Annotated in this window: 20 protein-coding genes; 16 read left to right on the top strand and 4 right to left on the bottom strand. The window is 60.2% G+C overall.

The genetic code is table 11. From position 1 onward, the window contains the following. Nucleotides 1–147 precede the first annotated feature (147 nt). A complete protein-coding gene (locus tag EDF70_RS01095) occupies nucleotides 148–1857 on the bottom strand; it encodes a peptide ABC transporter substrate-binding protein (protein ID WP_132271413.1) in 1710 nt (569 codons plus the stop codon). Between the two features lie 326 nt (nucleotides 1858–2183). Between EDF70_RS01095 and EDF70_RS01100 the strand changes: the two genes are divergently transcribed. The 13 genes from EDF70_RS01100 (at nucleotide 2184) to EDF70_RS01160 (ending at nucleotide 16130) form a co-directional block, all read left to right on the top strand. Next, a complete protein-coding gene (locus EDF70_RS01100) occupies nucleotides 2184–3347 on the top strand; it encodes a M20 aminoacylase family protein (protein WP_165931912.1) in 1164 nt (387 codons plus the stop codon). 45 nt (nucleotides 3348–3392) lie between these two features. Continuing rightward, nucleotides 3393–5210 carry an ABC transporter ATP-binding protein gene (locus tag EDF70_RS01105; RefSeq protein WP_132271414.1) on the top strand — a complete coding sequence of 606 codons (1818 nt, stop codon included), beginning with the start codon at nucleotides 3393–3395 and terminating at the stop codon, nucleotides 5208–5210. Between the two features lie 88 nt (nucleotides 5211–5298). Continuing rightward, nucleotides 5299–5595, top strand: coding sequence for a hypothetical protein (locus tag EDF70_RS01110; RefSeq protein ID WP_132271415.1), 297 nt, complete (start codon nucleotides 5299–5301; stop codon nucleotides 5593–5595). A gap of 136 nt (nucleotides 5596–5731) precedes the next feature. Further along, entirely contained in the window at nucleotides 5732–6685 is a 954-nt protein-coding gene (locus EDF70_RS01115) for a sugar-binding transcriptional regulator (protein ID WP_132271416.1), read from the top strand. A 147-nt stretch (nucleotides 6686–6832) separates the two neighbouring features. Next, complete coding sequence (locus EDF70_RS01120; protein WP_132271417.1) at nucleotides 6833–8146, top strand: sugar ABC transporter substrate-binding protein; 1314 nt, start codon at nucleotides 6833–6835, stop codon at nucleotides 8144–8146. Nucleotides 8147–8299: 153 nt separating this feature from the next. Then, entirely contained in the window at nucleotides 8300–9172 is an 873-nt protein-coding gene (locus tag EDF70_RS01125) for a sugar ABC transporter permease (RefSeq protein ID WP_132271418.1), read from the top strand. A gap of 11 nt (nucleotides 9173–9183) precedes the next feature. Beyond that, entirely contained in the window at nucleotides 9184–10008 is an 825-nt protein-coding gene (locus EDF70_RS01130; RefSeq protein ID WP_132271419.1) for a carbohydrate ABC transporter permease, read from the top strand. Between the two features lie 12 nt (nucleotides 10009–10020). Continuing rightward, nucleotides 10021–11025: an ABC transporter ATP-binding protein gene (locus EDF70_RS01135; protein ID WP_132271420.1), complete on the top strand. Its 1005-nt coding sequence runs from the start codon at nucleotides 10021–10023 to the stop codon at nucleotides 11023–11025. Nucleotides 11026–11056: 31 nt separating this feature from the next. After that, nucleotides 11057–11833: an L-iditol 2-dehydrogenase gene (locus tag EDF70_RS01140; protein WP_165931913.1), complete on the top strand. Its 777-nt coding sequence runs from the start codon at nucleotides 11057–11059 to the stop codon at nucleotides 11831–11833. Between the two features lie 72 nt (nucleotides 11834–11905). Beyond that, entirely contained in the window at nucleotides 11906–13387 is a 1482-nt protein-coding gene (locus tag EDF70_RS01145) for a mannitol dehydrogenase family protein (protein WP_132271422.1), read from the top strand. Between the two features lie 11 nt (nucleotides 13388–13398). Next, a complete protein-coding gene (locus EDF70_RS01150) occupies nucleotides 13399–14103 on the top strand; it encodes an HAD family hydrolase (RefSeq protein WP_132271423.1) in 705 nt (234 codons plus the stop codon). Nucleotides 14104–14149: 46 nt separating this feature from the next. Beyond that, nucleotides 14150–15754, top strand: a complete 1605-nt coding sequence (locus tag EDF70_RS01155) for an FGGY-family carbohydrate kinase (protein WP_132271424.1) — start codon at nucleotides 14150–14152, stop codon at nucleotides 15752–15754. Then, a complete protein-coding gene (locus EDF70_RS01160; protein ID WP_132271425.1) occupies nucleotides 15744–16130 on the top strand; it encodes an ester cyclase in 387 nt (128 codons plus the stop codon). The genes EDF70_RS01155 and EDF70_RS01160 overlap by 11 nt, the downstream gene beginning before the upstream one ends. A 22-nt stretch (nucleotides 16131–16152) precedes the next feature. Here EDF70_RS01160 and EDF70_RS01165 read toward each other — a convergent pair whose 3' ends face one another. Both EDF70_RS01165 and EDF70_RS01170 read right to left on the bottom strand, forming a co-directional pair. After that, nucleotides 16153–16530 (bottom strand): nuclear transport factor 2 family protein, encoded by a 378-nt coding sequence (locus EDF70_RS01165; protein ID WP_132271426.1) that lies wholly within the window; start codon nucleotides 16528–16530, stop codon nucleotides 16153–16155. 51 nt (nucleotides 16531–16581) lie between these two features. Next, nucleotides 16582–17334, bottom strand: coding sequence for a glucose 1-dehydrogenase (locus tag EDF70_RS01170; RefSeq protein WP_132271427.1), 753 nt, complete (start codon nucleotides 17332–17334; stop codon nucleotides 16582–16584). A gap of 109 nt (nucleotides 17335–17443) precedes the next feature. Here EDF70_RS01170 and EDF70_RS01175 point away from each other — a divergent pair, with 109 nt between their 5' ends. Together EDF70_RS01175 and EDF70_RS01180 are read left to right on the top strand one after the other, a co-directional pair. Next, nucleotides 17444–18373: a LysR substrate-binding domain-containing protein gene (locus EDF70_RS01175; RefSeq protein WP_207908209.1), complete on the top strand. Its 930-nt coding sequence runs from the start codon at nucleotides 17444–17446 to the stop codon at nucleotides 18371–18373. Nucleotides 18374–18439: 66 nt separating this feature from the next. Next, a complete protein-coding gene (locus tag EDF70_RS01180) occupies nucleotides 18440–19153 on the top strand; it encodes a sulfate transporter family protein (RefSeq protein WP_132271428.1) in 714 nt (237 codons plus the stop codon). A 1-nt stretch (nucleotide 19154) separates the two neighbouring features. Here the strand turns inward: EDF70_RS01180 and nth are convergent, their stop codons facing one another. Beyond that, nucleotides 19155–19958, bottom strand: a complete 804-nt coding sequence (gene nth / locus EDF70_RS01185) for an endonuclease III (protein ID WP_132271429.1) — start codon at nucleotides 19956–19958, stop codon at nucleotides 19155–19157. A gap of 35 nt (nucleotides 19959–19993) precedes the next feature. On the opposite strand from nth, the gene EDF70_RS01190 reads away from it, so the two are divergent. Then, entirely contained in the window at nucleotides 19994–20488 is a 495-nt protein-coding gene (locus EDF70_RS01190; RefSeq protein WP_132271430.1) for a DUF2244 domain-containing protein, read from the top strand. Nucleotides 20489–20497: the final 9 nt, after the last annotated feature.

The following is a 20497-nucleotide window of genomic DNA, read 5'->3' on the forward strand; positions in this document are numbered from 1 at the left end:
CTCCAGGCTGCAGCGCGGCCGACGCCATGTTGCCGTCTCGGGCATGGCTGCAGATTTACAAGACCGCCGCATCATCCAATGACGATGCGGCAGTGCGGAGAGAGTGCGGCCGGGCCTTCAGCGACATGCGCGACCCGGCAGCGAGCATTACTTCTTGCGAGACCAGTCTGCGATGTTCCAGACCTGGCTGTCCCAGGAATTCATCTTCACGCCTTCGAGCGTGACGGAGAAGGACGACTGGTCGCCACGGTGGACGAGCGGGATATGCGCACCTTCTTCGGTCAGCATGTCGTTCAGCTGCTTGGAAAGTTCGGCGCGCTTTTCCAGATCGGCGGTCTTGGAGAGCGTGCCGACCAACTTGTCGAATTCCGGGTTGCAATAACGGGGAATGTTCTGGCCCTGCCAGCCGTTGGCCGGTCCCGGCATCTTGTCGCACAGCCATTCCGCCAGATATTTTTCCGGGTCGGTGCCGTCGAAATTGTTCGTGTACATGATGACGTCGGAATAGAACTTTTGGAACGTATCGGGGCTTGCCGGATCGCCGCCGAAGAAGACGGAAGCCGATGCGTTGCGCAGTTCAGCGCCGACGCCGATCTCCGCCCACATGGCCTTGACCAGTTCCTGGGTTGCCTGACGCACCGAGTTGGTGGAGGTCGAGTAGAGGAAGTTCAGCTTCACGCCGTCCTTGGCGCGAATGCCATCGCCACCCTTTACCCAGCCGGCATCGTCGAGCAGCTTGTTGGCGGCTTCGAGATCCTGCTTCAGGCACCAGCTGTCGTTCTTGGTGGAGGCGACCGCCGCCGGTGCGGGAACGATGTTGCAGGTCGGCTTGCCGGACTTGCCGTAACCGGCCTCGACGATGATGTCGCGGTCGATGGCAAGCGAAAGCGCACGGCGCACGGCCGGGTCCTTGAGGGCCGGGTGCGGGCCGGCTTCCGTGGTGGAGCGCTTTGCGCCCAGCGCCGGATCAGGGTTGGTCCAGTTGAGGTTGATGCGTTCGGTCTGCGTGCCGAAGGAGATTTCGAGGCGACCCTTGCCGGCGGCCATCATGGTTTCCAGCACTTCCGGCTCCACCTGGGCGTTCCAGGCGTAATCGTATTCGCCGGTTTCGAGAACCGCGCGCGCAGCGGAAGCCGCGTCACCGCCGCCCTTGAGCGTGATCGAGGCGAAGGCCGGCTTGGCGGCATCGCGATAGTTCGGATTGGCCTTGTAGGTGATGACGTCGTTCGGCTTGAAATCGGTGACCATGAAGGCACCGGTGCCGATCGGGCCAAAGTTTGCGGCCGTGCAGCCCGGTGCCTTGGTGCCGAGGCAATCCTTGAACTGGGCGGCCTGAATGACCGGAGACTGGGGGCCGACAAAGGCGGAATAGGGGTATGGCTTCGGCTCTTCGAAGGTGATCCTCACCGTATGCGGATCGACGGCCTCGACATTTTTCACGCCTTCATACTGGGCGCGCTGGGCGCAGCCGCCATCCGGCGTCGTGCAATATTTCCAGGTGAAGATAACGTCTTCTGCGGTGAAGGCCGTGCCGTCCGACCATTTGACATCGGGCTTCAGCTTCCATGTCATGCTGAGCAGATCTTTGGCCACGCCGCCGTTTTCGACGGTCGGGATCTCGGAAGCGAGCCACGGTGTCAGCTCGCCTTTTTCATCGGTGCGGGCCAGTGGTTCGATAACGATGGAGGAGGCGAGCACTTCCTTGGTGCCGGCCGAAAGGAACGGGTTCAGTGTCGACACGGCCTGCCAGAACAGGATCTTCAGATCACCATCCGTGCCCCGTTCGGCATGAGCCGTTCCGCCCGCCAAGGCGAGCGCGGCCACCGTGCCGGCCAGAAGCATTTTCACGTTTTTCATTTGCCATTCCCCTTGTTGTTCTCTTATGAGTTGCAAATATGAACATGTGCTGATGTATATTCAGCATGCATGACGACCATAAGGGGCTGTTGTTCAAGCCTCTGCTTTTAAAGTCGAAATGCCGTTACCATTCCTCCTTGCCGGCTTGTGTTCAGTGGCATGATCACCGTGTTCCCATTCGTTAGTGATCAAATTTTGTGCCATCCAAGCACGGGCCTATTTTTCGGTCAAGATGGAAATTTGCAGCTTGCAAAAGGCCTCCGACGCGTCGCAATATCCCCGCCAGCCAGAGTGGGAAATATCGATAAATCAACGAGGTCTCTGAAATGCCAGTGCTCAATCGCGTCGCCGAAATGCAGGAAACCGTGGCCGGATGGAGACGCCACCTGCATGAAAATCCGGAACTTCTCTATGATGTTCACGAGACGGCGGCCTTCGTTGCCGACAAGCTGAAATCCTTCGGCTGCGATACCGTGGAGACCGGTATCGGCCGGACCGGCGTGGTCGGCATCATCAAGGGCAAGCATGGCGACGGCCCGGTTGTCGGCTTCCGCGCCGATATGGATGCGCTGCCGATTTTCGAAACCTCTGGCAAGCCTTGGGCATCCAAAACGCCGGGCAAAGCGCATTCCTGCGGTCATGATGGCCATACAGCCATGCTGCTGGGTGCCGCACAATATCTCGCCGAAACCCGCAATTTCAAAGGCTCTGTCGCGGTGATTTTTCAGCCGGCGGAAGAGGGCGGGGCGGGCGCGCTTGCGATGATCAACGACGGGTTCATCGACAAATATGCGATTTCCCAAGTCTATGGCATGCACAACGAACCAAAGCTGCCGGTGGGCGAATTCGCCACCCGAAAAGGCGGCGTGATGGCGGCGGCCGACACGTTTGAAATCACCATTAACGGTCGCGGCAGCCATGCCGCGCAGCCGCATCGCTCCATCGATCCGGTGGTGGCATCTGCCCATATCATCATCGCGTTGCAGTCGATCGTGTCGCGCGAAACCGATCCGCTGAAGTCGCTGGTCGTCACCGTTGCCACCACCCATGGCGGTGAGGCGAGCAATGTCATTGCCGATTTCGTCAAGCTGACGGGAACGGTGCGCACACTTCTGTCGGAAACCCGCGATTTTGCGCAGAAACGCCTCACGGAAATCGCTGAAGGCACCGCTATTGCCCATGGTGCGACGGCTGAGGTCAACTACCGTCGTGGTTATCCGGTGACGTTCAACCATGATGCGGAGACGGATTTTGCTGTTGGGGTCGCGGCCAAGGTGGCCGGCGATCACGCCGTCGATACCGGCATGGCGCCGCATATGGGCGCCGAGGATTTCTCCTACATGCTGGAAAAACGACCCGGCGCTTTCATCTTCATCGGCAATGGCGACACCGCCGGCCTGCACAATGCCGGTTACGACTTCAACGACGAGGCCTTGCCCTATGGCATCAGCTACTGGGTGACATTGGCGGAGACATCGCTTCCGGCCTGAGGCCGGCAGCTTGCATGACATAAAACAAAAACAGGGGAATTTGGGATGCAGTCTTCGGTGACGCCGGTCCTGTCGGTCGAAAATCTCACCACGTCGTTCCGTGTGAACAACGAGTGGAAATCGGTGGTGCGCAATGTTTCGTTCGACGTTGCGCCCCGCGAGACGGTGGCAATCGTCGGCGAAAGCGGATCGGGCAAATCTGTCACTTCGCTGTCGATCATGCGGCTTTTGCCCAAGGCGACGAGCAAGATCGAGGGCAAGGTTATGCTCGGCGGCAAGGAGCTGCTTTCGCTGCCGGAAGAGCAGATGCGGCGTGTGCGCGGCAACGATATCTCGATGATCTTTCAGGAGCCGATGACCTCGCTCAATCCGATCTTTCCGATCGGCCGGCAGATCGCCGAAGCGCTGACCGTGCATCGCGATATCTCCAATGCGGAGGCGAAGGCGGAGGTCATCCGGCTTCTTGAAAAGGTGCGCATTCCCAACGCCAAGAACCGGTTCGACGAATATCCGCACCAGTTTTCCGGCGGTATGCGTCAGCGCGTGATGATCGCCATGGCGCTTGCGACAAAACCAAAACTGCTGATCGCCGACGAACCGACGACCGCACTCGATGTCACCATCCAGGGTCAGATTCTCGATCTGATCAAGGTTCTGCAGGAAGAGGAGGGTATGTCTGTTCTCTTCATCACCCACGACATGGGTGTGGTGGCGGAAGTGGCTGACCGCACGATCGTGATGTTCCGCGGCGAGCAGGTGGAAACCGGCGCCACCGACGATATTTTTCATCGCGGTCAGCATCCTTATACGCGGGCGCTGCTGTCGGCGGTGCCAAAACTCGGCTCGATGGGTGAGCGAAAACTGCCGCAGCGGTTTCAGATCATCGACACGACCACCGGCGAGCAGATACCGACCGCCGACGTGTCCGACACGGTGGCCAAGGGCAAGACACCGATCCTCGACGTCAAGGATCTGACGACGCGGTTCGATATCCGCTCCGGCCTGTTCGCACGCAAATCCGGGGCCGTGCACGCGGTGGAAAAGGTCTCGTTCCAGCTGTTTGCCGGCGAGACGCTGTCGCTTGTCGGTGAATCAGGCTGTGGAAAATCGACCACCGGCCGTTCGATCACCCGTCTGATCGAACCGACCGACGGCAAGGTGACGCTCGACGGATACGAGGTGATGCAGCTCGACCGTTCGGCCCTGCGCACCATGCGCCGGTCGATCCAGATGATCTTTCAGGATCCGTTTGCCTCGCTCAACCCGCGCATGAGCGTCGGGTCTGCGGTGATGGAGCCGTTCATCGAGCACAATCTCGGCAGCAAACAACAGGCACGCGAAAAGGCGGCCGACCTGATGGCCAAAGTGGGGCTTTCGCCGGACATGATGCGGCGTTTTCCACACGAGTTTTCCGGCGGCCAACGCCAACGCGTGGCGATTGCCCGCGCGCTGATGCTCGATCCGAAAGTAATCGTGGCCGACGAGGCGGTGTCGGCGCTCGACGTGTCGATCAAGGCGCAGGTCTGCAATCTTCTGCTCGACCTGCAGCAGAGCCTGAAACTGGCCTTCCTGTTCATCTCCCATGACATGGCGGTGGTAGAGCGGGTGAGCCACCGGGTGGCGGTAATGTATCTGGGCGAGATCGTCGAGATCGGCCCGCGGGCGGCGGTCTTCGAGAACCCGCAGCATCCCTATACGCAAAAGCTGATCGCCGCCGTGCCGGTGCCCGATCCATCGCGCCGCTCGATCAAGCGCAACATGTCGACCGACGAGATCAAGAGCCCGATCCGCGCGGTGGATTATGTACCGCCGATCAGGCAGTACCGTGAGGTGTCCGAAGGGCATCTGGTGCAGATGGCGTAAGTATTTCGAGTGTGCCGACCGGCCACATGTTTGTCGGCCGGTCGCGCTTCTGATAAGATCTGTACCTCGGAGACGAAGGAGGGTGCAGATGACAGACAAGGAAACGCTGCGCCAACGCACGCTGCAAGCCGCGCATCTGCAGGCGATCGAGGGCAACCCGCTGGATGCTGAGCAGCTTGCCATGTTCGACATGTTTGATCGGGAGAGCTGGTCTAAGGAGCGGCAGCAGGCCTATATTCTTGAGCGCGCTCGAACGGCGGGAAAGAAAGTTATCGACGTGCGCGAGGCCTTCTACGTTCACTCTCTGCCCGATGATATTCTCGCAGACTTGCAAGGCGGCTATCAAGGTGAGCCTAATACCCATCTCGATGAACTCATGAAATGACGTGGCTCTAGAACTATCCCGTACACCATAGATCGGGATGATGCGCCAATGCTGGCTCGCTTGATGCTTGTTATCTTTCAGCATTTGACAGGCCCTCCAAAAACATGTCAGCAAATCGCAAGAGGAGATTTCTGTCATGGCAAAACGGTCGGATTCGCAGGGACGGCTTGACGATGCGGCGCGTGCCGGCTGGCTTTATTACGTCGCGGGGCGCACCCAGGACGAGATCGCCGCTACCATGGGCATTTCGCGTCAGTCGGCGCAGCGGCTTGTATCGCTTGCCGTTGCCGAGCGGCTGATCAAGGTGCGGCTCGATCATCCGATCGCCGCCTGCCTGGAACTGGCAGAGGCGCTGAAAGCCAAACACGACCTGAAATATATCGAGATCGTGCCGAGCGATCCGGCCGCCGTGTCGACCACGGTCGGCATTGCCGAAGCGGCAGCCGCCGAAATCGAGCGCTGGCTGAAGCGGCCAGACCCGATCATCGTTGCCATCGGCACTGGCCGCACATTGAAAGCCGCTGTCGACCAGTTGCCGCCGATGGAATGTCCACAACATCGCATCGTGTCGCTGACCGGTAATATCGGGCCGGATGGATCGGCCGCCTATTACAACGTCATCTTTTCCATGGCCGATGCCATCAAGGCGCGACATTTTCCCATGCCGCTGCCTGTCATGTGCACATCCGTGGAGGAACGCGAGACGCTGCATGACCAGGCCCTGGTGCGCTCCACCATCAAGCTCGGCGCCATGGCCGATGTCACTTTTGTCGGTATCGGCGAGCTCGGGCCGGATGGGCCGCTCTGCCTCGACGGTTTTCTCGAGCGCGAGGAAATGCAGTCTCTGGTTGATGGTGGCGCCGCCGGTGAAATCTGCGGATGGTTCTTCGACCATGACGGAAAACTGCTCGATAACCCCATCAACGGACGCGTCGCTTCCGTGCCGATCCCATCGCGCGATACCTGTTCGGTTGTGGGAATCGCGCAAGGCCGACGCAAGATTCCCGCCATGGCTGCAGCCCTGAAGGGCAAGTTAATCAATGGTTTGATCACCGATGAAGCGGCTGCTGAGCAGTTGCTCTCCCTGTGAGCAAAAATTTATCACAACAAAATCAATTATTTAAAACGTTTTAATCGCAGTGCAGCGACGAATCCGCATTGACTTCTGTCATCCGCTGATAAGTAATTGCCCACGAGCAAAGCGAATGCTCGCATCCAATCTTCTCGGGAGGAAGATATGACATTGAAGACCGTTCTGCTGGGCGCCTGCTCGGCGCTGGCGTTTGCCGGCATGGCCTCTGCCGAAACCCTCACAATTGCAACCGTCAACAATGGCGACATGGTCCGTATGCAGGCCCTGACGTCCGAGTTCACCAAGGCGAACCCCGACATTCAGGTCGAGTGGGTCACTCTGGAAGAAAACGTGCTGCGTGAGCGCGTGACGACCGACATCGCCGCCGGCGGTGGCCAGTACGACATCGTCACCATCGGCAATTACGAAGTTCCGATCTGGGCCAAGCAGAAGTGGCTGCTGCCGCTCGACGGCCTTGGCGACAAGTACGACATCGATGACCTGCTGCCAGCGATCCGCGGTGGCCTGTCGCTTGACGGCAAGCTTTATGCGGCACCGTTCTACGGCGAATCCGCGATGATCATGTACCGCAAGGACCTGTTCGAAAAAGCCGGCCTGAAAATGCCGGAAAAGCCGACCTGGGAATTCATCGCTGACGCGGCCCGCAAGACCACCGATCGCAAGGCCGATATCAGCGGCATGTGCCTTCGCGGCAAGGCCGGCTGGGGCGAAAACATGGCCTTCGTTTCGGCTCTGAACAACTCGTTCGGCGGTCGCTGGTTCGATGAGCAGTGGAAGCCGCAGTTCGATCAGCCGGAGTGGAAGGCAGCACTTCAGTTCTACGCCGACCTGATGAAGGATGCCGGCCCGGCTGGCGCTTCTTCCAACGGTTTCAACGAAAACCTGACGCTGTTCCAGCAGGGCAAGTGCGGCATGTGGATCGACGCGACCGTCGCCGCATCCTTCGTGTCGAACCCGAAGGACTCGAAGGTTGCCGACCAGGTTGGCTACGCGATGTTCCCGAACAAGGACGGCGTCGACAACCATGGCAAGTGGCTGTGGTCGTGGAACCTCGCCGTACCGGCTTCCTCGAAGAAGGCTGAATCGGCGCAGAAGTTCATCTCCTGGGCAACCAGCAAGGACTACACCACGCTCGTCGCTTCCAAGGAAGGCTGGGCCAACGTTCCTCCGGGCACGCGCACCTCGCTCTACAAGAGCGCGGATTACCAGAAGGCCGCTGCCTTCGCTGCTCCGACGCTTGCCGCGATGGATGCTGCCGACATCACCAAGCCGACCGTCAAGCCGGTTCCTTACACCGGTGGCCAGTTCGTCGCGATCCCTGAATTCCAGGCTCTCGGCACGACTGTCGGTCAGCTGTTCTCGGCTGTCATCGCCGGCCAGTCCACGGTCGACGACGCGCTTGCCGCCGCTCAGGCAACGGCAACCCGCGACATGACCCGCGCCGGTTACATCAAGTAACGTCCTCCCAAGGACCAAGGCTGCCCGGCTGTTTTGCCGGGCGGTCGCCCCCGAGCCCCCGGTTGCGGGCAAAGCCATAACAAGAAGATGAAAACCATGCGAGCGCTCCCCGCCGGAGCGGAACGTGTGGCTACTCAAGGGAGGGTCGCTGAAATGGCAACGCAGAATACGAAGACGTTGGCGCGGCTGATGATGGCGCCCTCCGTCATTGCCCTACTGGTCTGGATGGTCATACCGCTGTCGATGACGCTGTATTACTCCTTCCAGAACTACAATCTGCTGACACCCCAGAATGTCAGCTTCGGTGGTTTCTTCAACTACCAGTATTTCTATACCGATCCGGCTTTCTTCACGGCGATCTGGAACACGCTGATCCTGGTGGTCGGTGTGCTGGCCATCACCGTGATCGGCGGCATTGCCATCGGTCTGCTGCTCGACCAGCCGATCTTCGGCCAGGGCATCGTGCGCATTCTGGTGATCTCGCCCTTCTTCGTCATGCCGCCGGTGGCAGCGCTGATCTGGAAGAACATGATCATGCACCCGTCCTACGGGGTGCTGGCCGATATCGCCCGTTTCTTCGGGGTTCAACCGGTCGACTGGTTCGCGCAATATCCGCTGTTTTCGGTGATCGTCATCGTCGCGTGGCAGTGGTTGCCGTTCGCAACGCTGATCCTTCTGACGGCCCTGCAATCGCTTGACGGCGAGCAGAAGGAAGCCGCCGAAATGGACGGCGCCAACTTCCTCAACCGCTTCATCTACCTGACGCTGCCGCATCTTTCCCGCGCCATCACGGTCGTCATCCTGATCCAGACGATCTTTCTGCTCGGCATTTATGCGGAAATCCTCGTCACCACCAATGGCGGCCCCGGTTACGCCTCCACCAACCTGACCTTCCTGATCTACCGCACCGCGCGTCTCGGTTACGACGTCGGTGGTGGTGCTGCAGGCGGTATCATCGCTGTCGTTCTCGCCAATATCGTCGCCTTCTTCCTGATGCGCGCCGTCGGCAAGAACCTGGACAAGTAGGAGAGACGATCATGGCTCGCAAAACAACGACGCAAAGCAAGATCGTCTGGACCGTCATCGCATGGGTCGTGGCGCTGGTGATCTTTTTCCCGATCCTCTACGCGGTCATCACCAGCTTCAAGACGGAGCCGGAAGCGATCGACGGGTTCAGCCTGATCCCGTCGGGCACGTTCGAGAACTACATCACGGTGCAGACGCAGCGTGACTACTTCAAGCCGTTCATGAACTCGGTGATCCTGTCGATCGGTTCGACCATCCTTGCCCTGATCTTCGCCATTCCGGCGGCCTGGGCGATGGCGTTCGCGCCGACCAAGCGCACCAAGGACGTCCTGATGTGGATGCTCTCCACCAAGATGATGCCGGCCGTTGCGGTGCTTCTGCCGATCTACATCCTGTTCCGCAACTTTGGCCTGCTCGATACCCGTATCGGCCTGACGATCATGCTGACACTGATCAACCTGCCGATCGTGGTGTGGATGCTCTACACGTATTTCCGCGAAATTCCGGGCGAAATTCTGGAAGCGGCCCGTATGGATGGCGCCAATCTGTGGAAGGAAATCGTCTACGTGCTGACGCCGATGGCGGTGCCGGGTATCGCCTCGACGCTGCTCTTGAACATCATCCTTGCCTGGAACGAAGCCTTCTGGACCATCCAGCTGTCGACCACCAATGCGGCACCGCTGACGGCCTTCATCGCCTCGTTCTCAAGCCCGCAGGGTCTGTTCTGGGCAAAGCTTTCGGCGGCCTCCACCATGGCGATTGCGCCGATCCTCATCCTCGGCTGGTTCAGCCAGAAGCAACTCGTTCGCGGCCTCACGTTTGGCGCGGTTAAGTAAGGAATTCGTCTCATGGGCAGCATTACTCTCAAAAACGTCCAGAAGCATTTCGGCGAAGCCAAGGTCATTCCTTCCGTCGATCTGGAAATCACCGATGGCGAATTCGTCGTCTTCGTCGGCCCGTCGGGCAGCGGCAAGTCGACCCTGCTTCGCCTCATCGCCGGTCTCGAAGATGTCTCCGGCGGTTCGATCACCATCGACGGCAAGGATGTGACGGAAGCGGCACCGGCCGCGCGTGGCCTTGCCATGGTGTTCCAATCCTATGCGCTCTATCCGCATATGAGCGTGCGCAAGAACATCGCCTTCCCGCTGAAGATGGCGAAGATGGAACAGTCGGCCATCGACAAGAAGGTTGCCGATGCCGCCCGCATCCTCAACCTCACGGACTATCTCGAGCGCCGTCCCGGCCAGCTTTCGGGCGGCCAGCGCCAGCGTGTCGCCATCGGCCGTGCCATCGTTCGCGAACCGTCGGCCTTCCTGTTCGACGAACCGCTCTCCAACCTCGATGCGGCTTTGCGCGGCACGATGCGTCTGGAAATCAGCGATCTGCACAACCAGCTGAAAACGACGATGATCTACGTCACCCATGACCAGATCGAAGCCATGACCATGGCCGACAAGATCGTTGTTCTCAATCGCGGCAATATCGAGCAGGTCGGTTCGCCGATGGACCTCTACAACACGCCGCGCAACCTGTTTGTCGCCGGCTTTATCGGCTCACCGCGCATGAACCTCATCGAAGGTGAATACGCACAGGCGAAGAATGCCAAGACCGCCGGCATCCGCCCCGAACACCTGACGCTGTCCAAGGAAAGCGGCACCTGGAAGGGCACGGTTTCGGTTGCCGAACATCTCGGCGCCGACACGTTCCTGCATCTCGATGTCGATGGCATCGGCAAGATGACGGCACGCGCAAGCGGCGAATTCGGCGCCCATCACGGCGATACCGTCTATCTGACGCCGGATGAGACGAGGCTGCACCGTTTCGACGACAAGGGCCTGCGGATCGCGGGCTGAGACTAGAATTGTCATATCAAGGATAAAGACCGTGACAGGCAGACTGGAAGGCAAATCGGCGATCATTACCGGATCGGCGCGCGGCATTGGCCGGGCGTTTGCGGAAGCCTATGTGCGCGAAGGCGCAACCGTGGCTATCGCCGATATCAATATCGAACGCGCCGAGCAGACGGCCAAGGAAATCGGGCCGAATGCTTATGCGGTCCAGCTCGATGTCACCGATCAGGCGTCGATCGATGCGGCCATCCGCGCGGTCGAGGAAAAGACCGGTGGCGTCGATATCCTGATCAACAACGCGGCGCTGTTCGATCTGGCGCCGATCGTCGAGATCACTCGTAAAAGCTACGACACGCTGTTTTCGATCAACGTCGCCGGTTCGCTGTTCATGCTGCAGGCCGTCGCCAAGTCGATGATTGCGCGCGGGCAGGGCGGCAAGATCATCAACATGGCCAGCCAGGCCGGCCGTCGCGGCGAAGCGCTGGTTGGCGTCTACTGCGCCACCAAGGCCGCCATCATCAGCCTGACGCAGTCCGCCGGTCTCGACCTGATCAAGCACGGCATCAACGTCAACGCGATCGCCCCCGGCGTCGTTGACGGTGAGCATTGGGACGGCGTCGATGCGCTGTTTGCCAAGCATGAGAACCGTCCGCGCGGCGAAAAGAAGAAGCTGGTGGGCGAGGCCGTTCCGTTCGGCCGCATGGGCACGGCGGAAGACCTGACCGGCATGGCCGTGTTCCTCGCCAGCCGTGATGCCGAATACGTCGTCGCCCAGACCTACAACGTCGATGGCGGCAACTGGATGAGCTGAGGCTCTCGCTGACCGCCCGTTTGTGGCGATCATGCATGTATTTGATATTTAAGGACCTTCGAGGACCGAGACATGACCGTAAAACTTTCGCTGGCCACGCTGAATGAGGCCAAGGCAACAGCCGCCATTCCTGCCTATGATCCGAAGACACTGAGCCATGGCATCGTGCATTTCGGCGTTGGCAACTTTCACCGCGCGCATCAGGCGATCTATCTCGACGACCTGTTCAACACCGGCAAGGGCCATGACTGGGCGATCACCGGTGCCGGCGTCATGCCGTCCGACGCCGCCATGCGCGAAAAGCTCAAGGCACAGGATTTCCTCACCACCGTTGTCGAGCAGGACAACAACAAGACCGGTGCCCGTGTCACCGCCCCGATGATCGATATCATCGCACCGGGCGAAACGGCGGCGCTGATCGAAAAGCTGGCAGACCCCGCCACCCGCATCGTCTCGATGACGATCACCGAGGGTGGCTATTTCATCGACGCTGCCGGCAACTTCAATCCGGCGCATCCGGCCATGGTGGAGGATGCCAACAACCCGACCGCCCCGAAGACCGTGTTCGGTCTTATCCTCGCCGGCCTCAAGGTTCGCAAGGAACGCGGCATCGCCCCCTTCACGATCATGTCCTGCGACAACATTCCGGGCAATGGTGAGGTGACGGAAAGCACGGTCATCGGTCTGGCAAAGCTGTCGGATGCGGATTTCGCCCACTGGATCCATGAAGACGTTGCTTTCCCGAATTCCATGGTCGACCGCATCACGCCGGCCACCGGCCAGCGCGAAATCGACATTCTGAAGAACGATTTCAACATCGACGATAACTGGCCGGTGTTCTGCGAAGAGTTCAAGCAGTGGGTGATGGAAGACAAGTTCCCGCTCGGCCGTCCGGCGCTGGAAGAGGTCGGTGTGCAGTTCGTGCCCGACGTTGCCCCTTACGAGCTGATGAAGCTGCGCATCCTCAACGGTGGCCATGCGACGATCGCCTATCCGGGCGAGCTTCTGGACATCCACTTCGTGCATGAGGCGATGGAACACCCGCTGATCCGCGCCTTCCTTGCCAAGCTGGAAAAGGAAGAGATCATCCCGATCGTGCCGCCGGTGCCCAATACCAGCCTCGACGACTACTTTGATCTGATCGAGCGCCGTTTCCTCAACCCGAAGATCGGCGACACCATTCCGCGTCTGGCGCAGGATGGCTCCAACCGCCAGCCGAAGTTCATTCTGCCCTCGACGCGTGATCGCCTCGCCAAGGGTGACGACATTATCGGCCTGTCGCTGGTCTCTGCCCTGTGGTGCCGTTATTTCGCAGGCACGTCGGACAGCGGTCGCAAGATCGTCTTCAACGATGCCAGCGCCGAAAAGCTGCAGGCCGCTGCGATCAAGGCCAAGGACGATCCGGATGCCTTCCTCGTCTTCGACGAGATCTTTGGCGAGGTGTCGGGCAACGAGCTGTTCCGCAAGCGTTTTGCGCATGCGCTGAAGACGCTGTGGGCTGAGGGTACGGCAAAAACGCTGGAACTCTATCTCGCCGACGAACTGGTCAAGTAAGGGCCGATGCCATGAATGACCTGCCGCTGGTGATTTTCGATTGTGACGGGGTTCTTGTGGATAGCGAACCGGTTTCGGTTCGTGTTCTCGTCGCAGCGCTCAATCGCCATGGCATCGATATGGCCGAGGAGGAAGCTTACGGCCGCTTCCTCGGCCGCAGCCTCGCCACCATGACCCAGGTCATGGACGAGGAATACGGTTTTCACACCGGGCCGGACTTTCTCGAAAGCCTGCGTGTCGATCTCTACGAGCGCTTCCACACCGAATTGCAGGCCATAAAAGGCATTGCCAATACGATCGACAGGCTCGGTTGCGCCCATTGCGTCGCATCTTCCAGCCAGCCGGAACGTATCCGCCTGTCGCTGTCGCTGACCGGGCTTCTCGACAAATTCGAGCCGAACATTTTCAGCGCCTCGATGGTCGAAAACGGCAAGCCTGCGCCCGATCTCTTCCTCTTTGCAGCGGAGAAGATGGGCTATGACCCTGCCAACTGCATCGTCGTGGAAGACAGCCCGGCCGGCATCGAGGCAGCACAGCGGGCCGGCATGACGGCGCTCGCCTTCACGGGCGGCTCGCACACCCACGTTGCCGGATATCGTGAACGGATCGAAGCACTTCAGCCCGACGCGATATTTGACGCCATGCCGGATTTGCTCCACCTTGTCCAAAAACAATTCAACGGTCACAAGGGACCCGTTGCCAGCCGTTCGCTTTGAGCGGTAAAGGTTCGGCGGGGGCATAAGGGGCAGGAAACCAATCCGTATGCGTGATCATATCGTCGCGGTGGATGTCGGCACCACGAGCGCGCGGGCTGCGGTTTTCGATCGCGCCGGGCACCTTTTGGCGCGCGCCAAACAGCCGATCGAAATGATCCGGCCACGCGAAAACCACGCCGAACACGATTCAGAAAACATCTGGTCTGCCTGTTGCGGCGCCGTGCGTGCTGCTTTGACTGAAGCAGGTATTGCTGCAAAACAGGTGGCGGCACTGGGTTTCGATGCGACCTGTTCGCTGGTCGTGCGCGATAAAAAAGGCAAGCCGTTGCCGGTTTCGCCGCGTGGCGAAAACCGGTTCGACACCATCGTCTGGCTCGATCACCGCGCCATCGGTGAAGCCGAAATCCTCAATGCCTCCGGCCACCCTGTACTGAAATATTCCGGCGAAACGCTGTCGCCTGAAATGCAGATGCCAAAACTGATGTGGCTGAAGCGGCATCATCAGGATACCTGGGCGAAGACGGGCTTCATCTTCGATCTCGCCGATTTTCTCACATGGAAGGCGACCGGCTCGGCAGCGCGTTCGCGCTGCACGCTGACCGCCAAGTGGAACTATCTTTCCCATGAAAAGCCCGGTTGGCAGGCGGATTTTTTAGGCGTAGCGGGTCTTGAGGACCTGCTGGAGCGGGCCAGCCTGCCGGAGGAAACCGTGCCGGTCGGTGGCGTCATCGGGCATCTGACCAAAGCCGCTGCCGCCGACCTCGGTCTCGACACCAAATGCGTGGTCACATCCGGCATGATCGATGCCTATGCCGGCGCTCTTGGTGCACTCGGCAAGGCGGCGGATGAAAACGCTAAAGATGTCGGGGCGCTGGAACAGAGCGTGGCGCTGATCGCCGGCACATCCAGCTGCATCGTTGCTCTCAACGGCCAGTCCAAGCCGGGTCAGAGCCTGTGGGGGCCGTATTACGATGCGCTTCTGCCGGGCCACTGGCTGGTGGAAGGCGGGCAATCGGCCACCGGCGCGTTGCTCGATCATATCGTGCGCATGCATGCGGCGGGCGGCGAACCGACGCTCGACTTGCATGCCCGCATCGTTTCGCGGATCGGCGAACTCAGGGCAGAGGAGGGCAGCGATCTCGCGCCCGATCTCAATATCCTGCCGGATTTCCATGGCAATCGCTCGCCGCTGGCCGATCCGCGTGCGACAGGCGTCATTTCCGGGCTGACGCTCGATACGTCCTTCGACGGCCTCTGCCGCGTCTACTGGCGCACCTGCGTGGCCATCGCGCTCGGCATCCGCCACATCCTCGAGGCGCTGGCGCAATACGGTTATCGATTCGAGACGCTGCACATTACCGGCGGCCATGTGCAGAACCCGCTTCTCTTGGAACTCTACGCAGATGTGACCGGCCGCAAGGTGGTTGTGCCAAATACGAAAGATGCCGTTCTGCTGGGCACGGCAATGGCGGCGGCAGTGGCCGGCGGCTTGCATGAAAACCTGCATGCGGCGGCCGGTGCCATGGATCAGGGCTGGGCGGAACATGCCGCCGATCCTGAGCGAACCAAGGCCTATGGCCGCGATTACAAGCGGTTTCTTGCCATGGTCCGGCATCGCGAAGAATTGCGCAGGCTCGACGATGACGCCTGATGAACTCGCCGACATCTATCGCGCTTACATCGACTGCCTGAACCGGCAGGACTGGGACAATCTGGGTGATTTTGTCGGTGAAAACGCCCATCATAATGGGCGGTTTCTCGGGCTTGCCGGATATCGCGCCATGCTGATCAACGATTTCGAGCAGATTCCCGATTTGCGCTTCAACATCGATCTTCTGGTCTGCGAACCGCCGCATGTCGCCAGCCGGCTTGCCTTCGATTGTTCACCGAAGGCAAGTTTTCTGGGTCTCGACGTGAACGGCCGCCGCATCCGGTTTGCGGAAAACGTGTTCTATCGTTTCGAGGATGGTCGCATCGCCGATGTTCGTTCCATGCTCGACAAGGTGGCGATCGAAGCGCAGCTTTGATGCTCAACCGACCTCGGCAGGATCAGCCTGCTTCCGGTGGCGCACGGTCGAAAAACAGATAGATGGCGGCAATCCGTCCATCGCGGACAACCCCGATATCCGTTCCGGCATAGGCGGCTGGTTTTCCCGGCGGGCCTGAGACCCACTGGATGCGTCCTGCCGTGTCATTCAGCTGTTCGGGCGGACGTGTGACGGTATAGACGAAATCGGGATGAAAGGACCGGATCACCCCGGCGATTTTGGCGATGTCGTCGCGACCGCGATGAACGCCGCTCGGTTCGTGGAACGCGGCATCCTCGGTAAAAATCTCCTCGACCACCGCCCGGCGACGGGCGTCATCGCCCTCGCCGAACACTTCGTGAAGATTGCGGGTGAGCAAAGCGATGATGTCAATTGGCATGACTGATCTCCTGTTTTGAAAAGCAGTGCATTATCCCTGTCAGGCCCGATCTCAGATCTGTGCCTGACCGCCGTCGACAAACAGTTCGACGCCATTGACGAAGCTCGCATCATCGGAGGCGAGGAACAAGACGGCCTTGGCGATCTCTTCCGGCTGGCCGACACGGCCGGCTGGGATGAGGCCGGCAAGGTAATCCTTGGTTCCGCTCGCCTGCTCGCCGCCACCGAAAAGTTCGTTGAGACCGGCCGTATCGGTGACGCCGGGGCTGACGGCGTTGACGCGGATATGCCGGTCCTTGAGGTCAAGGATCCAGTTGCGGGCGAAACTGCGGATGGCGGCCTTGGTGGCGGAATAGACGCTGAAGTTCGGCGTGCCGGAGATGCTGGTGGTCGAGGAGGTCAGCACGATCGAGCCGCCGTCACGCAGCAGCGGCAGTGCCTTTTGTACGGTGAAGAGCACGCCTTTGACATTGGTATCGAACGTGCTCTGGTAATGCTCTTCGGTGATCGAGCCGAGCGCTGCGAACTCGCCGCCGCCGGCATTGGCGAAGACCACGTCGATCTGGCTGTGGTTCTGCTGGACGGCATCGTAAAGGCGGTCGATGTCGGCAAGTTTGCTCATGTCGCCCTGCACGCCGGTGACGCGGCCGCCGATCGTCTTTACGGCTCCATCGAGCGTTTCCTTGCGGCGACCGGTGATGAAGACGGACGCGCCTTCATCGGCAAAGGCTTTTGCGGTGGCAAGTCCGATGCCGCTGGTGCCGCCGGTCACGATGACGACCTTGTTCTCAAATCTTTTTGCCATTGTCTTTCTCCTTGTGTTGGCGGCTCAACGTCCGCCCCATAGAGATGCGCCCGGAACGATGATGGCGAAAGTGCGCAAATGTGCTACTCAGCGTTCCATTGGAGGAACGATGATGCGTGTCGATCTCAATGATCTCGTCTATTTCGCGGAAGTGGTGACGCATGGTGGTTTTGCCGCGGCCGGGCGGGCGCTGCACGAGCCGAAATCGAAACTCAGCCGTCGGATCGCCGGGCTGGAGACACGGCTCGGCGTGCGACTGATCGAGCGTTCCAGCCGTCGTTTCCGCGTCACGGATGTAGGCCAGGTGTTTTACCTGCGCTGCAAGGCGATGCTGGCCGAGGCGGAATTGGCGCAGGCGCTGGTGGCCGAGGCGCAATCCGAGCCGCATGGCCTTGTGCGGTTCAGTTGCCCGACCGGCATGGTCGAGCCGATTTCCGGGCTGATCCCCGGTTTTCTCGACCGCCATCCCAAGGTGCAGTTGCAGCTCGTGGCGATCGACAGGCCGGTGGACCTGATCGAGGAACGTATAGACGTGGCGCTGCGCGTGCGCATCTCACTCGACAGTGACGCGTCGCTGACCATGCGTTCGCTTGGGGTATCCGTGCGCATTCTGGTGGCCAGCCCGCAGCTGGCCAGCCGCATCGGCAGTGTCGAACAGCTCGCGTCGGTTCCGACACTCTCCAGCAGCGATGACGCCAGCGAAGTGGATTGGCAACTGGAGACGGATGACGGCCGCGAGCATGTGCTGCACCATCAGCCCCGCATCGGCTGCGCCGATTTTGCGGCCGTGCGCGCCGCTGCCATCGGCGGGCTGGGGGTGGCCTTGCTGCCGGACCATAGCTGCCGACAGGCACTGGATGCCGGCACGCTGGTGCGCGTGCTGCCGGCATGGCGCGGCCGCCGGGGCATCGTGCATGTTGTGTTCACGACCCGGCGGGGCCTGCCACCGGCCGTGCGCAAATTCATCGATCATCTTGCCGCCAATTTTCCGCGTGATGCGCTGGATGTCGTCGTGCCGCGTGTTGATCGTCGGGATTAACAGTATCGGGCGTCTTGCTGCATTTCGCGTGGCATCCTACATCTGCGCGGAACCAAGGAGACGCCGATGATCCTCGACGCCGCACGCCGCTCGCTGACCAACCTTTTCGCCCCGGAAAGCAGATCCGTCTTTCTGAAAATGCTGGGGCTGACGCTGCTCATTCTGGCCGGCCTGTGGTTCGGGCTGCGCGAAGTCCTGCTGACATATGTGTGGCCGTGGTTCGCGGCTTTCCTGCCCTCCATGCCGGAATTCGGCGGCTTTCTGGCCTTGATTGCCGGCATCCTGTTCGGTGTCGGGCTTGCGCTTGCGCTGGCCCTGTTGATCGCGCCGGTCACCGCGCTGATCGCCGGCCTGTTTCTAGATGATGTGGCAGAGGTGATCGAAAAGCGGGATTATCCGACCGACGCGCCGGGCAAGGAACTGCCGCTCGGTCAGGCGATCATCGGCTCGATCCAGTTTCTCGGCGTCGTTATCGTCGGCAACATCATCGCGCTGCTGATGCTGTTCATTCCCGGCGTCAACCTGATCGCGTTTTTCCTCGTCAACGGTTACCTGCTCGGTCGCGAATTTTTTGAATTCGCTGCCATGCGTTTTCGACCGGTGGCTGAGGCCAAGGCGTTTCGCGCCAAACATTCCTCAACCGTATTCCTCGCCGGCATGCTGATTGCCGGTTTCCTGGCCATCCCCTTCGTCAACCTGCTGACGCCGCTGTTTGCGGCCGGCCTGATGGTGCATCTGCACAAGGCGCTGTCGAAGCGTGATCCCGGTTTCGTGGGGTAACTCAGCTCTCGCTCAGAGCCTCGGCAATGGCGCCGCCGATCACCTGCGGCGGCAGTTCCACCAATGGCGCGGGGATGTCGTTGCTTTTTCCCGGAAACTTGCAAAGGTCGGCAATCACGCAGCGTTCGCATTCGGCGCGGCGGGCCTTGCAGGTGTAACGACCGTGCAGGATCAGCCAGTGATGCGCGTGATAAAGATACTGTTCCGGTATCACCCGCATCAGATTGTCTTCGACGTCGTCCGGCGTGTTGCCGGGCGCCAGTTTGATGCGGTTGGCGATACGGAACACATGCGTGTCCACCGCCATGGTCGGCACGCCAAAGGCCATGGACATCACCACATTCGCCGTCTTGCGGCCGACGCCGGGCAGCATCACCAGTTCCTCGCGGGTCTTTGGTACTTCACTGCCGAACTGCTCAATGAGCATGCGACAGAGCGCGATGACGTTTTTGGCCTTGTTGCGAAAAAGCCCGATCGTCTTGATATGGGCGATCACGCCGTCTTCGCCCAAGGCCAGCATCTTTTCCGGCGTGTCGGCAATTCTGAACAGTTCGCGCGTCGCCTTGTTCACCCCGGCATCCGTCGCCTGCGCCGACAGCGCCACCGCCACGACCAGCGTGAACGGGTTCACATGTTCCAATTCGCCTATCGGCTCCGGCCGCTGGATGGAGAAACGGCGAAAGATTTCCACGCGCTCCTCTTTCGAATAGGCGGAACGGGGCAGCACCTTCTTGCGGCGGCTGGGCGGCGTCGGATTTGACGTTTGCAAGGTTTGCGCGCTGGATTTATGCTTGGGAATGGCCATGCCTTTTACTGCCATTCGACCCGGAGAAAAGCAACGTGGATGCCGACCCTGATCATCGGGACGACACGCCGGTTTTTGCCGCTGAACTGACTGCCCATCGCTCGCTCGGACGAAAGGGTTTTCGCGTGCTGCTGTGCGTGTCGGGCGCGGTTTGCCTGTTCTATGGCCTGTTTTTTATGGTGAGCGGTGCCTGGCCGGTGGGACTGTTTTTCGGGCTGGATTTTCTGTTGCTCTATGGTGCCTTCCGGCTGAATTATCGCTCGGGCCGTGCACGTGAAGAAGTGACGGTGACGCGCAGCAATCTGTCGATCAAAAAAATCTCGCCGGCGGGGCGGGCAGTCGAGCATCGGTTCAATCCGTTCTGGGCGCGCTTTGGTGTGAACCGTCACGAGGAATTCGGTATCACCGCCATGTATGTGTCGGGTGAGGGCCGGCGCACCGATGTCGGCTCGCTTCTCAACCCGGATGACCGGGAAAGTTTTGCCAAGGCCTTCAAGGCTGCTCTTGCTACGGTGAAACGGCGAATTTAGCGGGTAACC

This window comes from Neorhizobium sp. JUb45 (assembly GCF_004343585.1).
Lineage (GTDB): Bacteria > Pseudomonadota > Alphaproteobacteria > Rhizobiales > Rhizobiaceae > Neorhizobium.

Excerpts from the sequence above, each read along its gene's own strand:
- EDF70_RS01125 (WP_132271418.1), top strand. The coding sequence starts at position 8,300 with ATGGCAACGCAGAATACGAAGACGTTGGCGCGGCTGATGATGGCGCCC.
- EDF70_RS01145 (WP_132271422.1), top strand. The coding sequence starts at position 11,906 with ATGACCGTAAAACTTTCGCTGGCCACGCTGAATGAGGCCAAGGCAACA.
- EDF70_RS01155 (WP_132271424.1), top strand. The coding sequence starts at position 14,150 with ATGCGTGATCATATCGTCGCGGTGGATGTCGGCACCACGAGCGCGCGG.
- EDF70_RS01150 (WP_132271423.1), top strand. The coding sequence starts at position 13,399 with ATGAATGACCTGCCGCTGGTGATTTTCGATTGTGACGGGGTTCTTGTG.
- EDF70_RS01100 (WP_165931912.1), top strand. The coding sequence starts at position 2,184 with ATGCCAGTGCTCAATCGCGTCGCCGAAATGCAGGAAACCGTGGCCGGA.
- EDF70_RS01130 (WP_132271419.1), top strand. The coding sequence starts at position 9,184 with ATGGCTCGCAAAACAACGACGCAAAGCAAGATCGTCTGGACCGTCATC.
- EDF70_RS01115 (WP_132271416.1), top strand. The coding sequence starts at position 5,732 with ATGGCAAAACGGTCGGATTCGCAGGGACGGCTTGACGATGCGGCGCGT.
- EDF70_RS01160 (WP_132271425.1), top strand. The coding sequence starts at position 15,744 with ATGACGCCTGATGAACTCGCCGACATCTATCGCGCTTACATCGACTGC.
- nth (WP_132271429.1), bottom strand. The coding sequence starts at position 19,958 with ATGGCCATTCCCAAGCATAAATCCAGCGCGCAAACCTTGCAAACGTCA.
- EDF70_RS01175 (WP_207908209.1), top strand. The coding sequence starts at position 17,444 with ATGATGCGTGTCGATCTCAATGATCTCGTCTATTTCGCGGAAGTGGTG.
- EDF70_RS01135 (WP_132271420.1), top strand. The coding sequence starts at position 10,021 with ATGGGCAGCATTACTCTCAAAAACGTCCAGAAGCATTTCGGCGAAGCC.
- EDF70_RS01180 (WP_132271428.1), top strand. The coding sequence starts at position 18,440 with ATGATCCTCGACGCCGCACGCCGCTCGCTGACCAACCTTTTCGCCCCG.
- EDF70_RS01170 (WP_132271427.1), bottom strand. The coding sequence starts at position 17,334 with ATGGCAAAAAGATTTGAGAACAAGGTCGTCATCGTGACCGGCGGCACC.
- EDF70_RS01105 (WP_132271414.1), top strand. The coding sequence starts at position 3,393 with ATGCAGTCTTCGGTGACGCCGGTCCTGTCGGTCGAAAATCTCACCACG.
- EDF70_RS01095 (WP_132271413.1), bottom strand. The coding sequence starts at position 1,857 with ATGAAAAACGTGAAAATGCTTCTGGCCGGCACGGTGGCCGCGCTCGCC.
- EDF70_RS01110 (WP_132271415.1), top strand. The coding sequence starts at position 5,299 with ATGACAGACAAGGAAACGCTGCGCCAACGCACGCTGCAAGCCGCGCAT.
- EDF70_RS01165 (WP_132271426.1), bottom strand. The coding sequence starts at position 16,530 with ATGCCAATTGACATCATCGCTTTGCTCACCCGCAATCTTCACGAAGTG.
- EDF70_RS01120 (WP_132271417.1), top strand. The coding sequence starts at position 6,833 with ATGACATTGAAGACCGTTCTGCTGGGCGCCTGCTCGGCGCTGGCGTTT.